Origin of the sequence: Polaromonas sp. A23 (assembly GCF_002001015.1) — a bacterium.
Lineage (GTDB): Bacteria > Pseudomonadota > Gammaproteobacteria > Burkholderiales > Burkholderiaceae_C > Polaromonas.
Genome location: NZ_MUNO01000022.1, coordinates 228,627 through 244,058 on the forward strand (window position 1 = coordinate 228,627; position 15,432 = coordinate 244,058).

The following is a 15,432-nucleotide window of genomic DNA, read 5'->3' on the forward strand; positions in this document are numbered from 1 at the left end:
GCAGTGCCAAAGCCAGGAACTGTTGTCAAAGGCCTTTCTCCAAGGTGTATATTGTTCAAAATTCTGTGACAACAGCCCCTCTACGGGGCGAATGAAGGTGTTTATGGGTCAGAAACTCAAGATAGCAGGCTGGATTTCCATCGGCGCGGTAGCCGGTGCGCTGACCACCGTGCAACTGCAGGCCGTTGCAAGGGGCGGACTCACGCCTTTGCCGCTGGAAGAGCTGCAGCAGCTGGCCGCTGTTTTTGGCATGGTCAAGACCGACTATGTAGAGGTGGTGGACGAGAAAAAGCTCATCACCGATGCGATCTCGGGCATGGTTGCCAGCCTGGATCCGCACTCTGTGTACTTCGACAAGAAGTCCTTCAAGGAATTCCGTGAAGGCACCAGCGGCCGTTTTGTGGGCGTGGGTATAGAAATTTCCCAGGAAGACGGTCTGGTCAAGGTGGTCTCGCCCATTGAAGGCTCACCGGCCGATCGCGCCGGCCTCAAGCCCAACGACCTGATCACCAAAATTGACGACACAGCCGTCAAGGGCCTGAGCCTGAACGAAGCCGTCAAGAAAATGCGCGGCGAGCCCAAGACCAAGGTGGTGTTGATGATCTTCCGCAAGGACGAAAACCGCACTTTCCCCGTGACCATCACCCGCGAGGAAATCCGTACCCAGTCTGTGCGCAGCAAGGTTGTGGAACCCGGTTATGCCTGGATCCGCCTGAGCCAGTTCCAGGAACGCACGGTCGACGACTTTGTCGCCAAGCTTGAACAGATCTACAAACAGGAGCCCAACCTCAAGGGGCTCGTGCTCGACCTGCGCAACGACCCGGGCGGGCTGCTGGATGCCGCAGTTGCCGTGTCTGCCGCCTTCCTGCCGGAAAACGTCACCGTGGTATCCACGGACGGCCAGCTGGCGGAAAGCAAGTTCACCTACAAGGCATCCCCTGAGTTTTACCAGCGCCGCAGCGCTGCCGACCCGCTCAAGCGCCTGCCTGCTGCCATCAAGAATGTGCCCTTGGTGGTGCTGGTCAACGAAGGCTCGGCATCGGCCAGTGAAATCGTGGCCGGCGCCCTGCAGGACTACAAGCGCGCGACCATCATGGGCAACCAGACCTTCGGCAAAGGTTCGGTGCAAACGGTTCGCCCCCTGGGTCCCGACACCGGCCTGAAGCTCACCACCGCACGGTATTTCACGCCCAGCGGCAAGTCGATTCAGGCCAAAGGCATCGTGCCTGACGTCATGGTGGACGAAACGCTGGAAGGCAGCCCGTTTGCAGCATTGCGCACGCGGGAAGCCGATCTGGAGAAACACCTTGCCAGCGGCCAGGGCGCCGAAGTGAAAGACCCGGGCCGTGAAAAAGCCCGTGAAGAAGCACTCAAACGACTGGAAGAAGAGTCCAAAAAGAGCCCCGAACAGCGCCGTCCACCGGAATTCGGCAGCGACAAGGACTTCCAGCTGGCGCAAGCCATCAATCAGCTCAAGGGTCGTCCTGTGATGATCAGCAAGACCATGGTCGAGCGCAAGGAAGAGAAGAAAGAAAACTGACCGGCCCCGCTGCAGCAGTCTGCCTGGAAGGGCAACTGATGGCGGCGTTGCGCAGTTCTGCCCGCTTGCCCGCCCCATGAACGACACCCAGCTGTTGCGGTACTCCCGCCACATCCTGCTCGATGAAATAGGCGTGGAAGGACAGCAGCGTCTGCTGGATTCCCGGGTGCTGTTGATCGGCGCCGGTGGACTGGGTTCGGCAGCGGCGCTCTATCTCGGGAGCGCCGGCGTCGGGCAGCTCACCGTGGTGGACCATGACCGGGTGGAGGCGACCAATCTCCAGCGGCAGATCGCGCACACTGTGGCGCGCTTGGGGCAGTTCAAGGCGCAGTCCATTGCGCAGGCTATCGCCGAAATCAACCCCGATGTGAAAGTGCTGGCCGTCACGCGGCGCGCTGATGACGAACTGCTCAATGAACTCGTGGCACAGTCAGACGTGGTGCTGGACTGCACCGACAATTTTGCGACGCGCCACGCCATCAATCGGGCAACCGTCAGGCATTCCAAACCGCTGGTTTCCGGCGCCGCCCTGCGGTTTGACGGCCAGGTATCGGTCTTTGACACGCGTCAGCCGCAAGCCCCTTGTTATGCCTGCGTCTTCCCTGAGGAAACTGCGCCAGAAGAGGCCCAATGCGCCACCATGGGCGTGTTTGCGCCGCTGGTGGGCATTATTGGGAGCATGCAGGCGGCCGAAGCCCTCAAATTGCTATGCAGTGCCGGCCAGGCGCTGACCGGGCGACTGCTGATGCTCGACGGTCTGGCCATGGCGTGGAACGAAATCAGCATGCGCCGGCAATCGGGCTGCGCCGTTTGCGGCGCTGCGCCTGCGGACGCGCGCCCAGCCTGACCACCTTCCTTGCTACTGCATGCGTGACTTGGGCACCGCAGCCTGTTTGAGCACCTCGCTGCAGTCGGCATCCTTGCCCGGACCGGTTTCGATGGTTGCGGCCAAGGCCAGCAAAGGATTGATGGCAGCCAGCGCCAGGGCAATCCCGGCGCGGCCAGCCAACGCGCCCTTGTTGGGCCCGGCTGTCGGTGCACCAAATGTCCCGCCAATTTTCAAGGGTGAGCGAAGACTCAGGATGCTGACGTCCTTGGGCGACGGATAAAGTATCAGATCCAGTGTTTCATCGGCCAGGCTCACCTGTCCGCGGCCATTGACAACCGTGTCTACCGTGTCGAGCACAATCGCACGGCTGGTCATCAGACCCTTCTGAACATCAAATGCCGCAACGGCGCAGCGAAGCTGGACATTGCGGTCGCCCCGCACCAGAAACTTGATGATTTCACCCCCATCCAGCCCCATGAACTCCAGGAGGATGTTGCTGATCTCGCCGCGGCCCATCAGGAACGCAACGTTGCCCGTTGATGTTGCCAGCACCTGCGCGGCAGAGTTGCCTTGGCCCTTGAGGTCTACCTGACCACTGATGCGGCCCAGACTGCTTTTGGTGGACTCGATCGTCGGGAACAACTGGTTCAACTGGATCGCCCGTGCATCCAGCCTGGCGTCCATGGTTGACGGAGAAGTGGCGCTGTTGATCGCCAGTCGTCCGGCCAGCTGTCCCCCCGCGACCCCAAGCTTGACCGGATCAAGCTCCAGCAGCCCGCTGTTGAGCTTGATATGCGCGCTCATGCTGTCCAGCGGCAAAGCCTTGACATGCCGGATATCAGCAGCGCTGTACTCAACGTTCGCATCCATCGCCTTGAGTCGCGCAAAATCCAGTTTGGAGTCCGGCAATACGCGACCGGCGCGACGAGCAGGCTTCGGAGCGGCGATGGTATTTTTTTGCATGGCTGCAGGAGCGTTGTCCGAGGGCAAGCCAATCATGGGGCCCAAATCCTCAAAATCGAGCACTCGCGATTGGACTTTTCCGGTCAGCAGCGGCACCGGTTTGGAACGGTCAAAGGTCAATGCGCCACTCAGGTCAGACTTGCCAAGCACGCCCTTGATCTGCTTGACGGCCCAGACCAGGCCCTGTTTGTCGAGCTTTCCCTGCAGCTTGTAAGGAGGCGTTCCGGGAAGCACGACACCCACCAGTTTGTACAGGTCCTCCAGGCTCTGGCCCTCGAGCTGAAAGTCCGCGTCCATGTTCCCGAACTCGGCAAGGTTGGTGATGGACCCATTGGCTTTGAGCCGCGTGCGCCCTGCTACAGCGCTGATTTCAAGAGGGAAAGTGCCCGCCGTATCGGCACTGAGTTGCAACACCCCGCCAGTGCGCCCCTCTGCGATAAAAGACTCACCCTTCCACTTGCCACGGGCCTTGTAACTCAGTGGCAATCCGGACGAGGTTTCCGCGGCCAGCGCAAAATCCACGTTGATATCGGCACCTTTGGCAGGCGCGAGATAACTGAGGACGCCCTGGTCAACAAGCAGCTGTCCGATCAGCGGAACCTTGCTTTCGTCGGAGGTGTCCTTGCCCAGCGCCCAGGTTCGCCTTCCATCCGGCTCCACCTGTAACCCGAGCCGGGGCTGGCGTAAGCTGACCACAGGCAGCTCCACGCGCCCGAAAAACAGCGGCCAAAGCCGGATATGGACCTCGGCCGCTTCTGCCCGGACCAAATAGGGTTCACGTGCCCACGACGGATTGGCAAATTCAATGCCGTCGGCAAAAATCCGCGTGGTTCGACCCAGCTTGACATCCAGCCGCCGCGTGATTTCAAACTGCCTCCCCGTCTGGTCGCTGACATAACGATTGAGCGGTTCACGCAGCCAGTCCCACGGGAAAAACACCACGGCCAATGTCACAACGAGCAACACACCCAGCACCCATGCGGTGATGCGCCCGCTCCGGGTCGAGCGGATGGTTGAAAGGGCATGAGTGAAAGTGGTCATACGTCAGGGGCCCATTCAGAACGGAAGACCGCAGAAGGCCGGACGGCCGCTGTCGAGCGTGTCGACTTGGACCTTGCAGAGCAAGCAATGCAGAAGTTGCCCTGCATTCAGTATGGCGCCAGCGAATTCAAAGATCCGTGAGTGGGGGCCATCGATACCTGTCAGTGGGTGCCTACAACCTTCTCGTAGGAGACCTCCTACGCAAAAGCCGCGCTGCCCCTGTCAGAATCAGCACCAAAGATAGATACATTAGTTAACAGGTCATATCGGACATGCCGCCACTCAGTTGACGTGGTTGTAACCGTATGTCACTCTGCCTTCTTTGGGGTAGCTCTGGATTGAGATCAGTGGGACTAAAAACTTATATTGTTGAAGACAACCCAACGATCCGTGACAATTTGATGGCCACCCTTGAAGAACTGGCTGACATTGATGCGGTCGGTACCGCGGAAACGGAAAACGAAGGCAAGGCCTGGCTGCTTCAAAACGGAAATCCGTGGGACCTGGCGATTGTTGACTTGTTTCTCAAACAGGGAAGCGGGCTGGGCGTGCTGGAAGCCTGCCGCAACCGCGAGGCGCACCAGAAAGTCATCGTGTTGAGCAATTACGCTACTGCGGACATCCGCAAGCGCTGCGCCCAGCTGGGTGCAGATGCGGTGTTCGACAAATCCAATGAGATCGATGCGCTGGTCGACTACTGCATCAGCCAAAACAAATCGAACGGCTCCGACCGGGCCCGGAAATAGGGCTGGCGGCGATCAGGAGTTGTCAATCAATCAGCTTGTTCTTCAAGGCGTAGTAGGTCAGGTCGCTGTTGGACGCCAGACTCATTTTCTCCATCACGCGCGTGCGGTAGGTGCTCACCGTCTTGACACTGAGGGACAGCGCCTTGGCGATGTCGCCAGCGGTCTCACCTTTGGCAAGTTTCAAAAACACCTGAAACTCGCGTTCGGAAAGCTGCTCGTGCGGCGTTGCATCGTTTTTCCGGTTCAATTGCTGCGCCAGCAACTCAGCCACTGCAGGCGTGATATACCGCTTGCCCAGCGAGATGACGCGAATGGCATTGACGATCTCCATGGGATCGCACTCCTTGTTCAGGTAGCCGCTCGCACCCTGGCGAATCAGGTTAACCGCATAGTGCTCCTCGGGATAGCCGCTGAGTATCAGGATGCCGACGTCCGGCGCCTTGGCCCGAATCATGGCCAGCGCATCGATACCGCTTTGGCCCGGCATGGAAAGGTCCATGACGAGGATATCCAGCTCCACATTGCGCACCAGGTCAATGGCTTCACGTCCGCTTGCAGCTTCGCCCACAACCCGCAAATCGACCTGGTCCGAGAAGAACTGTTTGAGCCCGGAACGGACGATGGCATGGTCATCCACAATTCCAATTTTGATCATTTGATGTCCTCTTTCTTAGGTCTGCAGCCGCCAGACGGCACAATGCAGCAAACATGGCCACGCGCAATTGCGAGCTTGATATCTCACTAGCGATTATTCACGAATTATTGATCAATGCCGACGGAGATCAGGATGAGATGGTTTGTAGTCCCCAAAATGGCGATCAGCCTGCCACTGGCGGTGTTGGCGGCTCTCATTCTGATTTTCATCAACGAAGCCGGTTTTCGGCTGTCCACCCAGGCTGCCACCCGTATTGAAGAGTCGCAGGCAACGCGCGGAGCCGTCAACCTGCTGCTGCAACACATGCTGGACGCGGAAACCGGGCAGAGGGGGTACCTGTTAACGGGAGATCCCAAGTACCTGGAGCCTTACGACGTGGCCACCGGGGACATCAACCAGACACTGGATACCTTGCGTCGGCATTACGCCTCCTCCCCGGAGGAGCTGTCGGAATATGGTCTTCTGTCCCGCAGCGTCTCGCGCAAGCTGGCCGAGATGGATCTGAGCGTGCGTATGCGCAAGCAGGGCAACGAAGAGGCATGGAAGTTCGTGCTGACCACCGATGTGGGCATGGACCAAATGAATGCCATCCGCAGCCAGATCGCGAAGTTGACTAACGCCAGCAACATCAAAATGGGAGCGGCCCAAGAACAAATCATCCGCTCGCTTCAACTATCGCGCATCGGAATTGCCTTGATGGCCCTGGCCGGCTTGTTGGCGTTTCATATGTATTTGCGGCAAACCCGCGCCCTGCTGGATGCGGGCAAGCGCGAGCAGGAAGCCCTGCAGCGCGAGCGCGACCAACTGGACAAGGAAGTGCGCGACCGCACCGCGACACTGGCCGAACTGGCGACCCACCTGCAGCAGGTGCGGGAGGATGAGCGCGGCCACCTTGCGCGCGAGCTGCACGACGAGCTGGGCGCCCTGCTGACCGCTGCCAAGCTTGATGTGGCCCGCATCAAGTCGCGGTTGGGTGTCATTTCGCCGGAGGCAGCCGAGCGGATGCAGCACCTCATTGAAACGCTGAACAGCGGGATCGCCCTGAAACGGCGCATCGTCGAAGATCTACGGCCCTCCTCGCTTTCTCATTTGGGGCTGGTAGCATCGCTCGAAATCCTGGCGCGGGAGTTTGAGGACCGGTCCGGACTGAGCATCACTACTGACCTGGAACAGGTGGAGCTCGGAGGTTCGGCGCAACTCACCGTTTACCGTCTGGTGCAGGAATCGTTGACCAACATGGCCAAATACGCCGAAGCCCGGCAGGCGGAGATCAGCCTGCATATTTTTGAGGGCTACATCACCGTCGAGGTGAAGGACGATGGGTCGGGATTTGACACCACGCAAGTAAAAGGCTCGAGCCATGGCCTGGCAGGCATGAAGCACCGCGTGGAAGCAGCGGGAGGTCGCCTGACCATTACCTCGCAGCCGGGTCGTGGCACACGCGTTTCTGCCGTGTTGCCAAAAACACTTCAGCCCTGACTGAACCTGTCCGGCTCACAGCCGGCAGTAAAAATCCAGATCGGCTGCGTCCTACACGGGGTGCCCATGCTGACCGACAAGGGCATCCGCTGCTCACCGATGAGTCCAACGGACACTGAGAACTAACCTTGCATCAGGCGTTTCAATCGAGCGCCGCAAACCGGGCAACGCCCCTGCAAGGAGATTCACATGCTGCACTATTCCGTTGTGTTCCTCGCGATTGCGCTGATTGCCGCGATTTTCGGCTTTGGTGGCATCGCAGCCGGTGCGGTTGAAATTGCAAAGATCCTCTTCTTCATCTTCGCCGTCATGGCAATCGTCAGCTTCGTGGTTGGCCTGATGAAAAGAACCTGAATCCACGCCTCCTCCGGTCCATTCAGTCGCGCGCTGCCGACTTCACGCTTTTACCTCTTTCAAAGGACCATGAAATGAAAAACCCGCTTTCCAGCACCCACGAAACTTCATCTGGCGCCGGCCATCTGTCGGACCAGTTATTGAACGGCGCGGAAAAAGCCATGGGCAGCACCCGCGCAATGGCCAATGACACCCTGGACCGTGCAGAAGACAAGGTTCGCAACTTGCGTGGCAACATCGACCCACTGGTTGACAAGCTGGCCAGCCAGGCCCAAAAGCTCGCACGCCAAAGCATGGACATGGCCTCTGAAGCCAGCGAACGGGCACAACGGTCCCTGCATCGCTACACCGACGCCACCACACGATATGTTGCCAATGAACCTGTCAAGTCTGTCCTGATTGCGGCCGCAGTAGGCGCCGCCGTGGCCTTGCTGGTGACAACACTGCGCGACCGCCAGGGTCATTGAACCAGCCCCTTCTTGCCAACACCGGCCTCTGATGCTTCACCCTCTGTTTTCGGTTCTTGTCCGGCATCCTGACCTGGTCGTTGATCACCTGGCGGCGTACGGCAGCCTCGTCCACGAGGAGGCTTGCGACGCCGGTGAAGAGCTTCTACAACGGGGGGCGGCGTGGGCGATCGCCATCCTGTGCGCCGTCATGTTCCTGATGCTTGGCGGCGTGGCGCTCATGCTTGGATTGCTGTTTGATCAATTTCATTGGGTGCTTGTAGGGATCCCCGCCATCATGCTCGTGGCGTTTGGCCTGGCGGTCTTCAAAGCCCGGCAATCCACACCCAGTGCCCGCTTTCGGGAACTCAAGGCGCAATTGGACCGTGACGTCCAAGCCTTGCGTGCCGTGAACTGAGCCTCGGCTGACCATGGATTCGAGCCACACGCCCTCCATCCAGGACCGACTGAGCCAGACACGGCAAGCCATTGTCCGGCAGATGCGGCATGAAAACCTGGATGCTGTCGAGCATGACGAGCAAGATGCCAACGAAAGGGAAATTGACGCTTCGGCCAGCACCTGGCACTTGGCCAAACAGGCCGCTGGCGCCTGGTGGCAGAACCATCCCGCGCACCTGGCTGTGACTTTTGCGAAACCTGCGATGCACACGCTTGCAGAAGAACGGCCCTTGAAACTGCTGGGCATTTCTGCAGGCCTGGGCGCTGCGGTAATAGTCCTGCGGCCCTGGCGACTGATTTCGCTCACGGGCCTGGTACTGGCCGCCCTCAGATCTTCCGAGCTTGCAGGTTTTGCAAATTCATTGCTGGGGTCTGACCGCCAGAACAAGCGCTTCCGATGATTTCCATACGCAAACCGACCGGCGTGGTGCCGTCAGTCGGCCAGCTTCGCAACTCTCAGCACCAAAACACAGTTACAAACTTCAAGGAAAAATCATGAAATACGCTCGCGCACTTGCATTTGCCGCCATGGCCGGCATCACCATCATCAGCGCCGGCTGTGCCGTTACCCGGGGTCAGGAAACTGCTGGCGCCTACATCGATGACGCCGCCATCACCACCGCCGTGAAAGCCAAGTTTGCGGCGGACAAGACGGTGGCCGCTACCGCCATCAGCGTTGAAACGCTGAACGGCACTGTGCAGCTTTCAGGGTTTGCCAAATCGGCAGCCGAAAAGGCCCAGGCTGAAACCATTGCACGCGACACCAAGAACGTCCGCGCTGTTCGCAACGACATCGTCGTTCGTCCCTGAACCTACTCCGGCGTGAAAGCTGGCTCTGCCGGCGTGAACGCCCGCTCACGGGGCCTGGCTTTTCTTAAAGCCGGGCCCCGTTTGCTTGGCGGATGCAGGGCACACAGACACCAGAGGCCGCCCTCGCCGTCTTCTTTCGGCAAAGGCGGGACAAAAAAAAGTCACTGCCGTGGCCCCTTGAGGCCAGCAGCAGTGACGCGTGTGGATGGATAAGCGGCTGATCAGCCCGGCGTCACCATCAGTTGGTTGTTCACCGAGTTCACACCCTGCACCTGTTTGGCAATGGTTGTGGCCTTGTCTTTGGCCGCGGCATTGGGTGCTGGACCGTTCAAGGTCACCACACCATCCTTGGTGTCGACATTGATCTTGATGGCGCTGAGATCAGGGTCTTTGGCCAGGCTGCCAGACACTTTCGCGGTAATGGTGACGTCATCAATCTTTTCGCCCATGCTGGCACCAGCCTGGCTGCCTGCAGCCTGGGCGTCCTTGGAGGCATCTTTCACGGCGTTGCCGGCATCCTTGGCAACCTGCTCGGTTTTGGCAATGCCGGAGTCGATGGATTGGCCGACAGTTTTACCGTCGTTCTGCTTATTGCAGGCGGTCAGGGCCAGCAACATGGCAGCAGAGCAGGCCAGGGCCAGAAGCGGCCGGCCAGCCTGAGGGTGTTTGGTCTTCATGGAACTCTCCTTGCTTTGAGATGTGTGGTTGAGATCGCAAACGCTCAGATTTTGTCGATCGCTTTCCGGGCGCTGTCCTTGAGGTTTTCCTTGGCGTCTCCGTAACCCGCCTGGGTTTTACCTTTGAGCTGATCGGCCAGGCCTTCAGTCTCCAGTTTTTCATTGCCCACCACACGGCCAGCAACTTCTTTTACTTTGCCGGTGGCCTGGTCTACGCGGCCTTCAACCTGATGTTTGTTCATGGTGCTTGTTCCTTTGGAAGGTGATACGGCCTGGCGCCATGCCAGTCGTAAACTCAATGTAAGCAGCCCGCTTCGGGCCAATCGTCAGTACCCGCGTATTTCCGTGTAGGACGTCAGGCCCTTCACCTGCGGGCTCAAGGGTGGCAGGAGCCGTGCTGCTTTCGGAAAAAGCGCGGCGCCAGCGCGTGCGGATCGGAAAACAAACCCTTTCGCGCGGCCTGAGCCTGCCCCTGCAGCTTCAGGTACGGCCCGCCCTCGCGACCATAGTGGTAAGACCAGGCGTGGCCCTGGCCGACCATCCATCCGGCGATATCTTCACCGCCGACCCGAACGCTCGCAACCGCGCGGCCGTAGTCGTCATGGCGCCTGACAGCCAGGGTGACCGTGCGGCGCGCCACCCGGCTGGCCAGGGCAGCGCGCGCGGCCTGGCCGCCGGCTTGGCAAATCTCTGGCGCATCGATGCCGTCGATGCGGACGGGCACCGGCTTGCCGCCTCCGGCGAGTCGGACCCAGAACGTGTCTCCGTCGGTGACATGTGTCACTTTTCCGCTCTCTGCCCATACCGGACCAGCGCAAGCAGCTATCAAAAATATAGCGAATCGAATCCAGGTGATGGCGATTCCAGCAACTGTTCTTTTCATGCGCTGACAATCCAGCCTTCGAGCGGATCCAGCTCGTCGGGCAGGCCGTAACAGCGGGCGCCGTGCTCGTGCTGTGCCTGTGCCCATGCGGCCTGCATCAGGCAGAGCACCGCATCCAGGCAGTCGCCGCTGCCATCGTCGACCAGCGTGTCGCGCTGGGCATGGGTGAGCTTCAGGCGCAGGCCCAGCCGGGTCTGACCCATTTCCAGCGCGGTGATCAGGTCCTTGCGGGCAATCAACCGGTCCGGTGTTTGCTTGAGCTGGTCATCGCTTTTGTAGGGCCGCCTGCCGAGGATCTCGCGCGCCAGCAGGCCAGGGTAGCCCTCGAGCGCAATGCGCGACAGGTCGCCATCGTGCAAACCCGGCAGGTGCACACCGGCAGCCAGCAAGCGGGGCGCCCCTGCATGCAGCATGTAAGCCACGGGCGGATTGATCCATTTCATCGACGGGCTGGAACCGGCCGGTTTGTCGGTGGCGCGATGGGCAAACTTCGCGCCGGCGGGGCGCGCATCGCAAAACGCGGCAAAAGCCTGTCGGATGTCGGCGCGGCTCAATGCTGCGTAATGTGTCATCAGCGCGGGCCAGGCAACAGGCCAGCCGAGATGCTCCACCAGTTCCCGCGGCAGGCCGAATGGAAAATCGAAAGCGCCCAGCCAGCCGGCAGGCTGGCGCAGCCAGGCCTCGAAGGCGTCCAGCGATTCGAAACGCTCCAGCTTCGCCAGCTGAACGCGCCCGTTTCGGCTGGTGCCGCAGGCCAGGACAATGGGTTTCCTGCGTGTCGGGGCGCTGGAAAAATCGCATCCGACCAGTAAAGGCGTCTCAGGCGTCATACGGATATTTTGAGATCAGCCCAGCGCCAGCGCCATCACGCCTGCGGCAATCAGAGCCGCGCCCAGCAGCCGCTGCAGTCGGTCGCCTTCGCCCAGCAGGTGCCCGCCGATCAATGCGGCAAACAGCATGGAGACTTCGCGCGCCGGCGCCACATGCGAGAGCGGCGCCACCTGCATGGCATACAGCACCAGCACATAGGAGACCGGGCTGATGGCACCGACCATCAACGCGTACTTCCACTGCTGGCGCCACATCGCGGCTGCGGCCGGCCTGTCGCGCAGCACAGCAGGCGCAAGCAAGGCCACCCGCACAAAATTGCCCAGGTAGTCAACGAGGATGGGCGACATCAGCAGGAACCTCACGCCGTACCCGTCCACCACGGTATAGCTGGCAATGAAGGCGCCTGTGAGCAGGCCGTAGGCCATACCCTTGTGCACGCGGCGGCGCTGCGCCGGGTCATGTGCCGCACGCAGCAGGCCAGGCCCGCCCGCAATCAGAAACACGCCGCCCACCACACCGGCAATGCCCGCCACGCCCATGGCGGAAATCTGCTCACCCAGCAAGGTGATCGCCACCAGTGAAGACAGCAGTGGCCCGGAGCCGCGCGCCAACGGATAAACCACGGTCAGATCGGCTTTGCGGTAGCCGCGCAGCAGGACGACGTAATACAGCACGTGCAGCACGCCGCTGACTGTAACGACGGTCCATTCGGCCCAGCCCCAGCCGGGCAACACGCCCCAGCTGGCCCACAGGCCAACCGGTGCCCAGACAACCATCATCACCACGCTGGTGAAAAAGGCAAAGCGGGCATCGCCCCCCGCCTTTTTGGCGGCAATGTTCCAGCTGGCGTGAATCAGGCCGGCAAGAATGATCAGGGCGAGAGCGGAAAGAGGCACCGGTTAAACCGATACAGCGAGGCCACGATGCAGCTTGAAGCTTTTCCTTACCAGCCAGGGCCGCAGAACCGGCTTTGCCGGGCCGCAAGGCGCAGCGGCCCCCTCGGGGCTGGAGCCTGCGGCTCCAAAGCTGCTTGAGCAGCTTTGGACAGGCACCAGAAGCGAAGCCTCTGGCGAGCGGCGGCCTGCAAGGTGCAGCGACCCGTGAAACGGCGGAGCGTGGGGGCTCACGTCCTTCCGCAGATGGCAGCCGTGGCCATCAGGTCTTCCAGCAGGGCCAGCGACACCTTGCCCGAAACGGCGTAGGGGTCGAGTTCGGCCTTCTCGGAATACTTGAGCAGGATCGATGCGTTGACCTTGGCCACGTTAACCTGGCCCATGGTCCAGCCGCCAAAACGGCGCTCAGTGATTTCTTCGTAGTGCAGCAGCACCACGTCCTTGTGGCGCGGGTCTTTCTGGATGTGGCCATACAGGTCGCTGACCTGGTCGCGACCACCTTCCAGCGCTTGCAGGAAAATGCCGCCGCCGTAACAGAGGATACCGGTGATCCCCATGGCCGGGTTGTGGCTGCGCGACTGGGCCAGGATGGCCTCGGTGACTTCACTGGAAGCGGGGTTGGCCGAACGGCTGGCGTAAAGAAGGCGTACCAACATGAGAATTCCTTAGCTGCTGCTCTTTTTGGGAATGAGGGATAAAAACTCGCGGCGCAAATTGGGGTCTTTGAGGAAGACGCCGCGCATGACGGAGTTGATCATCTTGCTGTCCAGGTCCTTCACGCCGCGCCAGCCCATGCAGTAGTGGCTGGCCTCCATGACGATGGCCAGGCCGTCGGGCCGGGTTTTTTCCTGGATCAGGTCGGCCAGCTGTACCACGGCTTCTTCCTGGATCTGCGGCCGGCCCATGATCCACTCGGCCAGACGCGCGTATTTCGACAGGCCGATGACATTGGTGTGTTCGTTGGGCATCACGCCAATCCAGAGCTGCCCGATCACCGGACAGAAATGGTGCGAGCAGGCACTGCGCACCGTGATCGGCCCGACGATGATCAGCTCGTTGAGGCGCTCGGCGTTGGGGAACTCGGTGATGGTGGGGGCGCTGACGTAGCGCCCCTTGAAGACCTCGTTGAGGTACATCTTGGCGACGCGGCGCGCGGTGTTCTGGGTGTTGTGGTCGGTCTCGGTGTCAATCACCAGGCTGTCCAGCACGCCCTGCATCTTGATTTCCACCTCGTCGAGCAGTTTTTCCAGCTCGCCCGGCTGGATGAACTCGGCGATGTTGTCGTTGGCATTGAAGCGTTTTTTCGCCAATGCGAGGCGTTCGCGGATCTTCACGGAGACCGGCGTTCCTTCGTCAATAACCAGCGGGGTGTCAGGCGTATTGGATTTCATAAGCATGGCCAGATGTTACCAGCCCGACCAAAAGGAGCGATGTCCCATTTTTACACAGGTTTTAGGCCTCCAGCCCTTGATGGACGGGCGAAGATAGCTATGAATTCAGGAGCAAATCCCGTTCCCACGGCATGCCGGCCCGCCCCGAATCAATAACGCTGCCCCGCCACCAGCAGCGCCAGGCGCATCAGGGCGTAGGCCATGTAGTCCAGCACACGCTGGCGCAAGGGCCGCCGGCTGTAGGCGGCCGGGTCCAAACGCCGGCCCTCGCCGGCCATGGCCCGCAGCAGGCGCTGGTGGAGGTCCAGCGCAAAAGCCCGGTCATCCACCACGACGTTGGCTTCGCGCGCCAGCAACAAGCTCAGCGGGTCCAGGTTGGATGAGCCCACTGTGGCCCAGTGCCCGTCAATCACCGCCACCTTGGAGTGCAGGAAGCCGGCGCCGTATTCGTGGATCTCGATGCCCGCCGCCAGCAGCGCGCCATACACCGGCCGCGCCGCATGGTACTGCATGAAGTATTCGTAGCGGCCCTGCAGCAACAGCGTCACCCTGACGCCGCGCCGGGCCGCCTGGACCAGCGCCCGGCGCAACTTGCCACCGGGCACGAAATAGGCGTTGGCAATAATGATTTCCTCATGGGCCTGGCCGATGGCCCTGCGGTAGGCGCGTTCGATGCTGCTGCGGTGGAACAGATTGTCACGCAGCACCAGCGCAGCCTTGGCGCCGGACACGGACGCCGTCGCGTCCGTTGTGCGCCCGAGGAGAGATAGCAGGGCGCGGCCCTTGCGGTCGGTGCCGCTGCGGCCACCGTAACCGGCTGCCTTGACGGCCTCCCAGGCGGCACTGAGGTGGCGCTGACGCGCGCTGTAGCCCGCCTGCACGCGCCACCAGAGCAAGGCCATGGCGTCCGAAGCCTCCGCCGCCAGTGGACCGGTGACCGCCACCGCAAAATCGAAACGAGGCGCCGTCAGGTCGCCGTGGTTGGGGTCGTAGAAGTCGTCCAGGATGTTGATGCCGCCGCAAAAAACGGTCAGCTCGTCGACGACACAGAGCTTGCGGTGCAGGCGACGCCAGCGCTCGGGCACCAGCAGGCCCAGCACCGCGAACCGGCCACGACCCAGGGGCGCATATTCCTGCCACTGCACACCGGCCTCTGCAAAACGGCCTTGCCATTCGGCGCTGGGCCTGTTGGTGCCAATGCCGTCCACCAGCACCTGGACCAGCACGCCACGCCGCGCCGCACGCAGCAAGGCCTGTGCAAGCTCCTCGCCGCGCCCATGGAAGTCGAAGATGTAGGTTTCCAGTTGCACCCAGGCGGTGGCCTCGTCCAGCGCCTTGACCATCGCGGGAAACAACGCCTGCCCGCCTTGCAGCAACTGCAGCGCGTGTTGGGTGGTAAGCGAAGGCATGGGTCGTGAAGGGTCTCCGTGGAAAG

At 60.9% G+C, this 15,432-nt stretch carries 19 protein-coding genes; 9 read left to right on the forward strand and 10 right to left on the reverse strand.

From position 1 onward, the window contains the following. Positions 1-103: 103 nt before the first annotated feature. Positions 104-1,540 carry a S41 family peptidase gene (locus tag B0B52_RS12415; protein WP_077594097.1) on the forward strand — a complete coding sequence of 479 codons (1,437 nt, stop codon included), beginning with the start codon at positions 104-106 and terminating at the stop codon, positions 1,538-1,540. 76 nt (positions 1,541-1,616) lie between these two features. Then, on the forward strand, positions 1,617-2,387 hold the full coding sequence (locus tag B0B52_RS12420; RefSeq protein ID WP_077593951.1) for a HesA/MoeB/ThiF family protein: 771 nt from the start codon (positions 1,617-1,619) through the stop codon (positions 2,385-2,387). A 12-nt stretch (positions 2,388-2,399) separates the two neighbouring features. Here the strand turns inward: B0B52_RS12420 and B0B52_RS12425 are convergent, their stop codons facing one another. After that, positions 2,400-4,373 (reverse strand): AsmA family protein, encoded by a 1,974-nt coding sequence (locus B0B52_RS12425; protein WP_077593952.1) that lies wholly within the window; start codon positions 4,371-4,373, stop codon positions 2,400-2,402. 347 nt (positions 4,374-4,720) lie between these two features. Here B0B52_RS12425 and B0B52_RS12430 point away from each other — a divergent pair, with 347 nt between their 5' ends. Further along, positions 4,721-5,119, forward strand: a complete 399-nt coding sequence (locus B0B52_RS12430) for a response regulator (protein ID WP_077593953.1) — start codon at positions 4,721-4,723, stop codon at positions 5,117-5,119. 22 nt (positions 5,120-5,141) lie between these two features. Here B0B52_RS12430 and B0B52_RS12435 read toward each other — a convergent pair whose 3' ends face one another. Next, positions 5,142-5,774 (reverse strand): response regulator transcription factor, encoded by a 633-nt coding sequence (locus tag B0B52_RS12435; protein WP_077593954.1) that lies wholly within the window; start codon positions 5,772-5,774, stop codon positions 5,142-5,144. A gap of 132 nt (positions 5,775-5,906) precedes the next feature. On the opposite strand from B0B52_RS12435, the gene B0B52_RS12440 reads away from it, so the two are divergent. The 6 genes from B0B52_RS12440 to B0B52_RS12465 all read left to right on the forward strand — a co-directional run bounded on the left by B0B52_RS12440 (position 5,907) and on the right by B0B52_RS12465 (position 9,322). After that, on the forward strand, positions 5,907-7,253 hold the full coding sequence (locus B0B52_RS12440; RefSeq protein WP_077593955.1) for a CHASE3 domain-containing protein: 1,347 nt from the start codon (positions 5,907-5,909) through the stop codon (positions 7,251-7,253). Positions 7,254-7,442: 189 nt separating this feature from the next. Continuing rightward, entirely contained in the window at positions 7,443-7,607 is a 165-nt protein-coding gene (locus B0B52_RS12445) for a DUF1328 domain-containing protein (protein ID WP_077593956.1), read from the forward strand. A 74-nt stretch (positions 7,608-7,681) separates the two neighbouring features. After that, entirely contained in the window at positions 7,682-8,074 is a 393-nt protein-coding gene (locus B0B52_RS12450; protein ID WP_077593957.1) for a hypothetical protein, read from the forward strand. A 31-nt stretch (positions 8,075-8,105) separates the two neighbouring features. After that, positions 8,106-8,471: a hypothetical protein gene (locus B0B52_RS12455; RefSeq protein WP_077593958.1), complete on the forward strand. Its 366-nt coding sequence runs from the start codon at positions 8,106-8,108 to the stop codon at positions 8,469-8,471. A 13-nt stretch (positions 8,472-8,484) separates the two neighbouring features. Next, the gene (locus B0B52_RS12460) at positions 8,485-8,913 is read left to right on the forward strand and encodes a hypothetical protein (protein ID WP_077593959.1); all 429 of its coding nucleotides are present in this window, start codon (positions 8,485-8,487) and stop codon (positions 8,911-8,913) included. A gap of 94 nt (positions 8,914-9,007) precedes the next feature. Further along, entirely contained in the window at positions 9,008-9,322 is a 315-nt protein-coding gene (locus B0B52_RS12465) for a BON domain-containing protein (protein ID WP_077593960.1), read from the forward strand. 221 nt (positions 9,323-9,543) lie between these two features. On the opposite strand, the gene B0B52_RS12470 is transcribed toward B0B52_RS12465, so the two are convergent. The 8 genes from B0B52_RS12470 to clsB form a co-directional block, all read right to left on the reverse strand. After that, a complete protein-coding gene (locus B0B52_RS12470) occupies positions 9,544-9,999 on the reverse strand; it encodes a BON domain-containing protein (RefSeq protein WP_077593961.1) in 456 nt (151 codons plus the stop codon). A gap of 44 nt (positions 10,000-10,043) precedes the next feature. Further along, positions 10,044-10,241, reverse strand: a complete 198-nt coding sequence (locus B0B52_RS12475; protein ID WP_077593962.1) for a CsbD family protein — start codon at positions 10,239-10,241, stop codon at positions 10,044-10,046. Between the two features lie 134 nt (positions 10,242-10,375). Further along, entirely contained in the window at positions 10,376-10,783 is a 408-nt protein-coding gene (locus B0B52_RS12480) for a thermonuclease family protein (RefSeq protein ID WP_168173544.1), read from the reverse strand. A 95-nt stretch (positions 10,784-10,878) separates the two neighbouring features. Further along, positions 10,879-11,712, reverse strand: coding sequence for a DUF429 domain-containing protein (locus B0B52_RS12485; RefSeq protein ID WP_077593964.1), 834 nt, complete (start codon positions 11,710-11,712; stop codon positions 10,879-10,881). A gap of 15 nt (positions 11,713-11,727) precedes the next feature. Continuing rightward, positions 11,728-12,609 (reverse strand): DMT family transporter, encoded by an 882-nt coding sequence (locus B0B52_RS12490; RefSeq protein WP_077593965.1) that lies wholly within the window; start codon positions 12,607-12,609, stop codon positions 11,728-11,730. A 227-nt stretch (positions 12,610-12,836) separates the two neighbouring features. Further along, a complete protein-coding gene (locus tag B0B52_RS12495) occupies positions 12,837-13,262 on the reverse strand; it encodes a BLUF domain-containing protein (protein WP_077593966.1) in 426 nt (141 codons plus the stop codon). A 9-nt stretch (positions 13,263-13,271) separates the two neighbouring features. Then, complete coding sequence (gene folE, locus B0B52_RS12500; protein ID WP_077593967.1) at positions 13,272-14,003, reverse strand: GTP cyclohydrolase I; 732 nt, start codon at positions 14,001-14,003, stop codon at positions 13,272-13,274. A 143-nt stretch (positions 14,004-14,146) separates the two neighbouring features. Next, positions 14,147-15,406 carry a cardiolipin synthase ClsB gene (clsB, locus tag B0B52_RS12505; protein ID WP_077593968.1) on the reverse strand — a complete coding sequence of 420 codons (1,260 nt, stop codon included), beginning with the start codon at positions 15,404-15,406 and terminating at the stop codon, positions 14,147-14,149. Positions 15,407-15,432 lie beyond the last annotated feature (26 nt).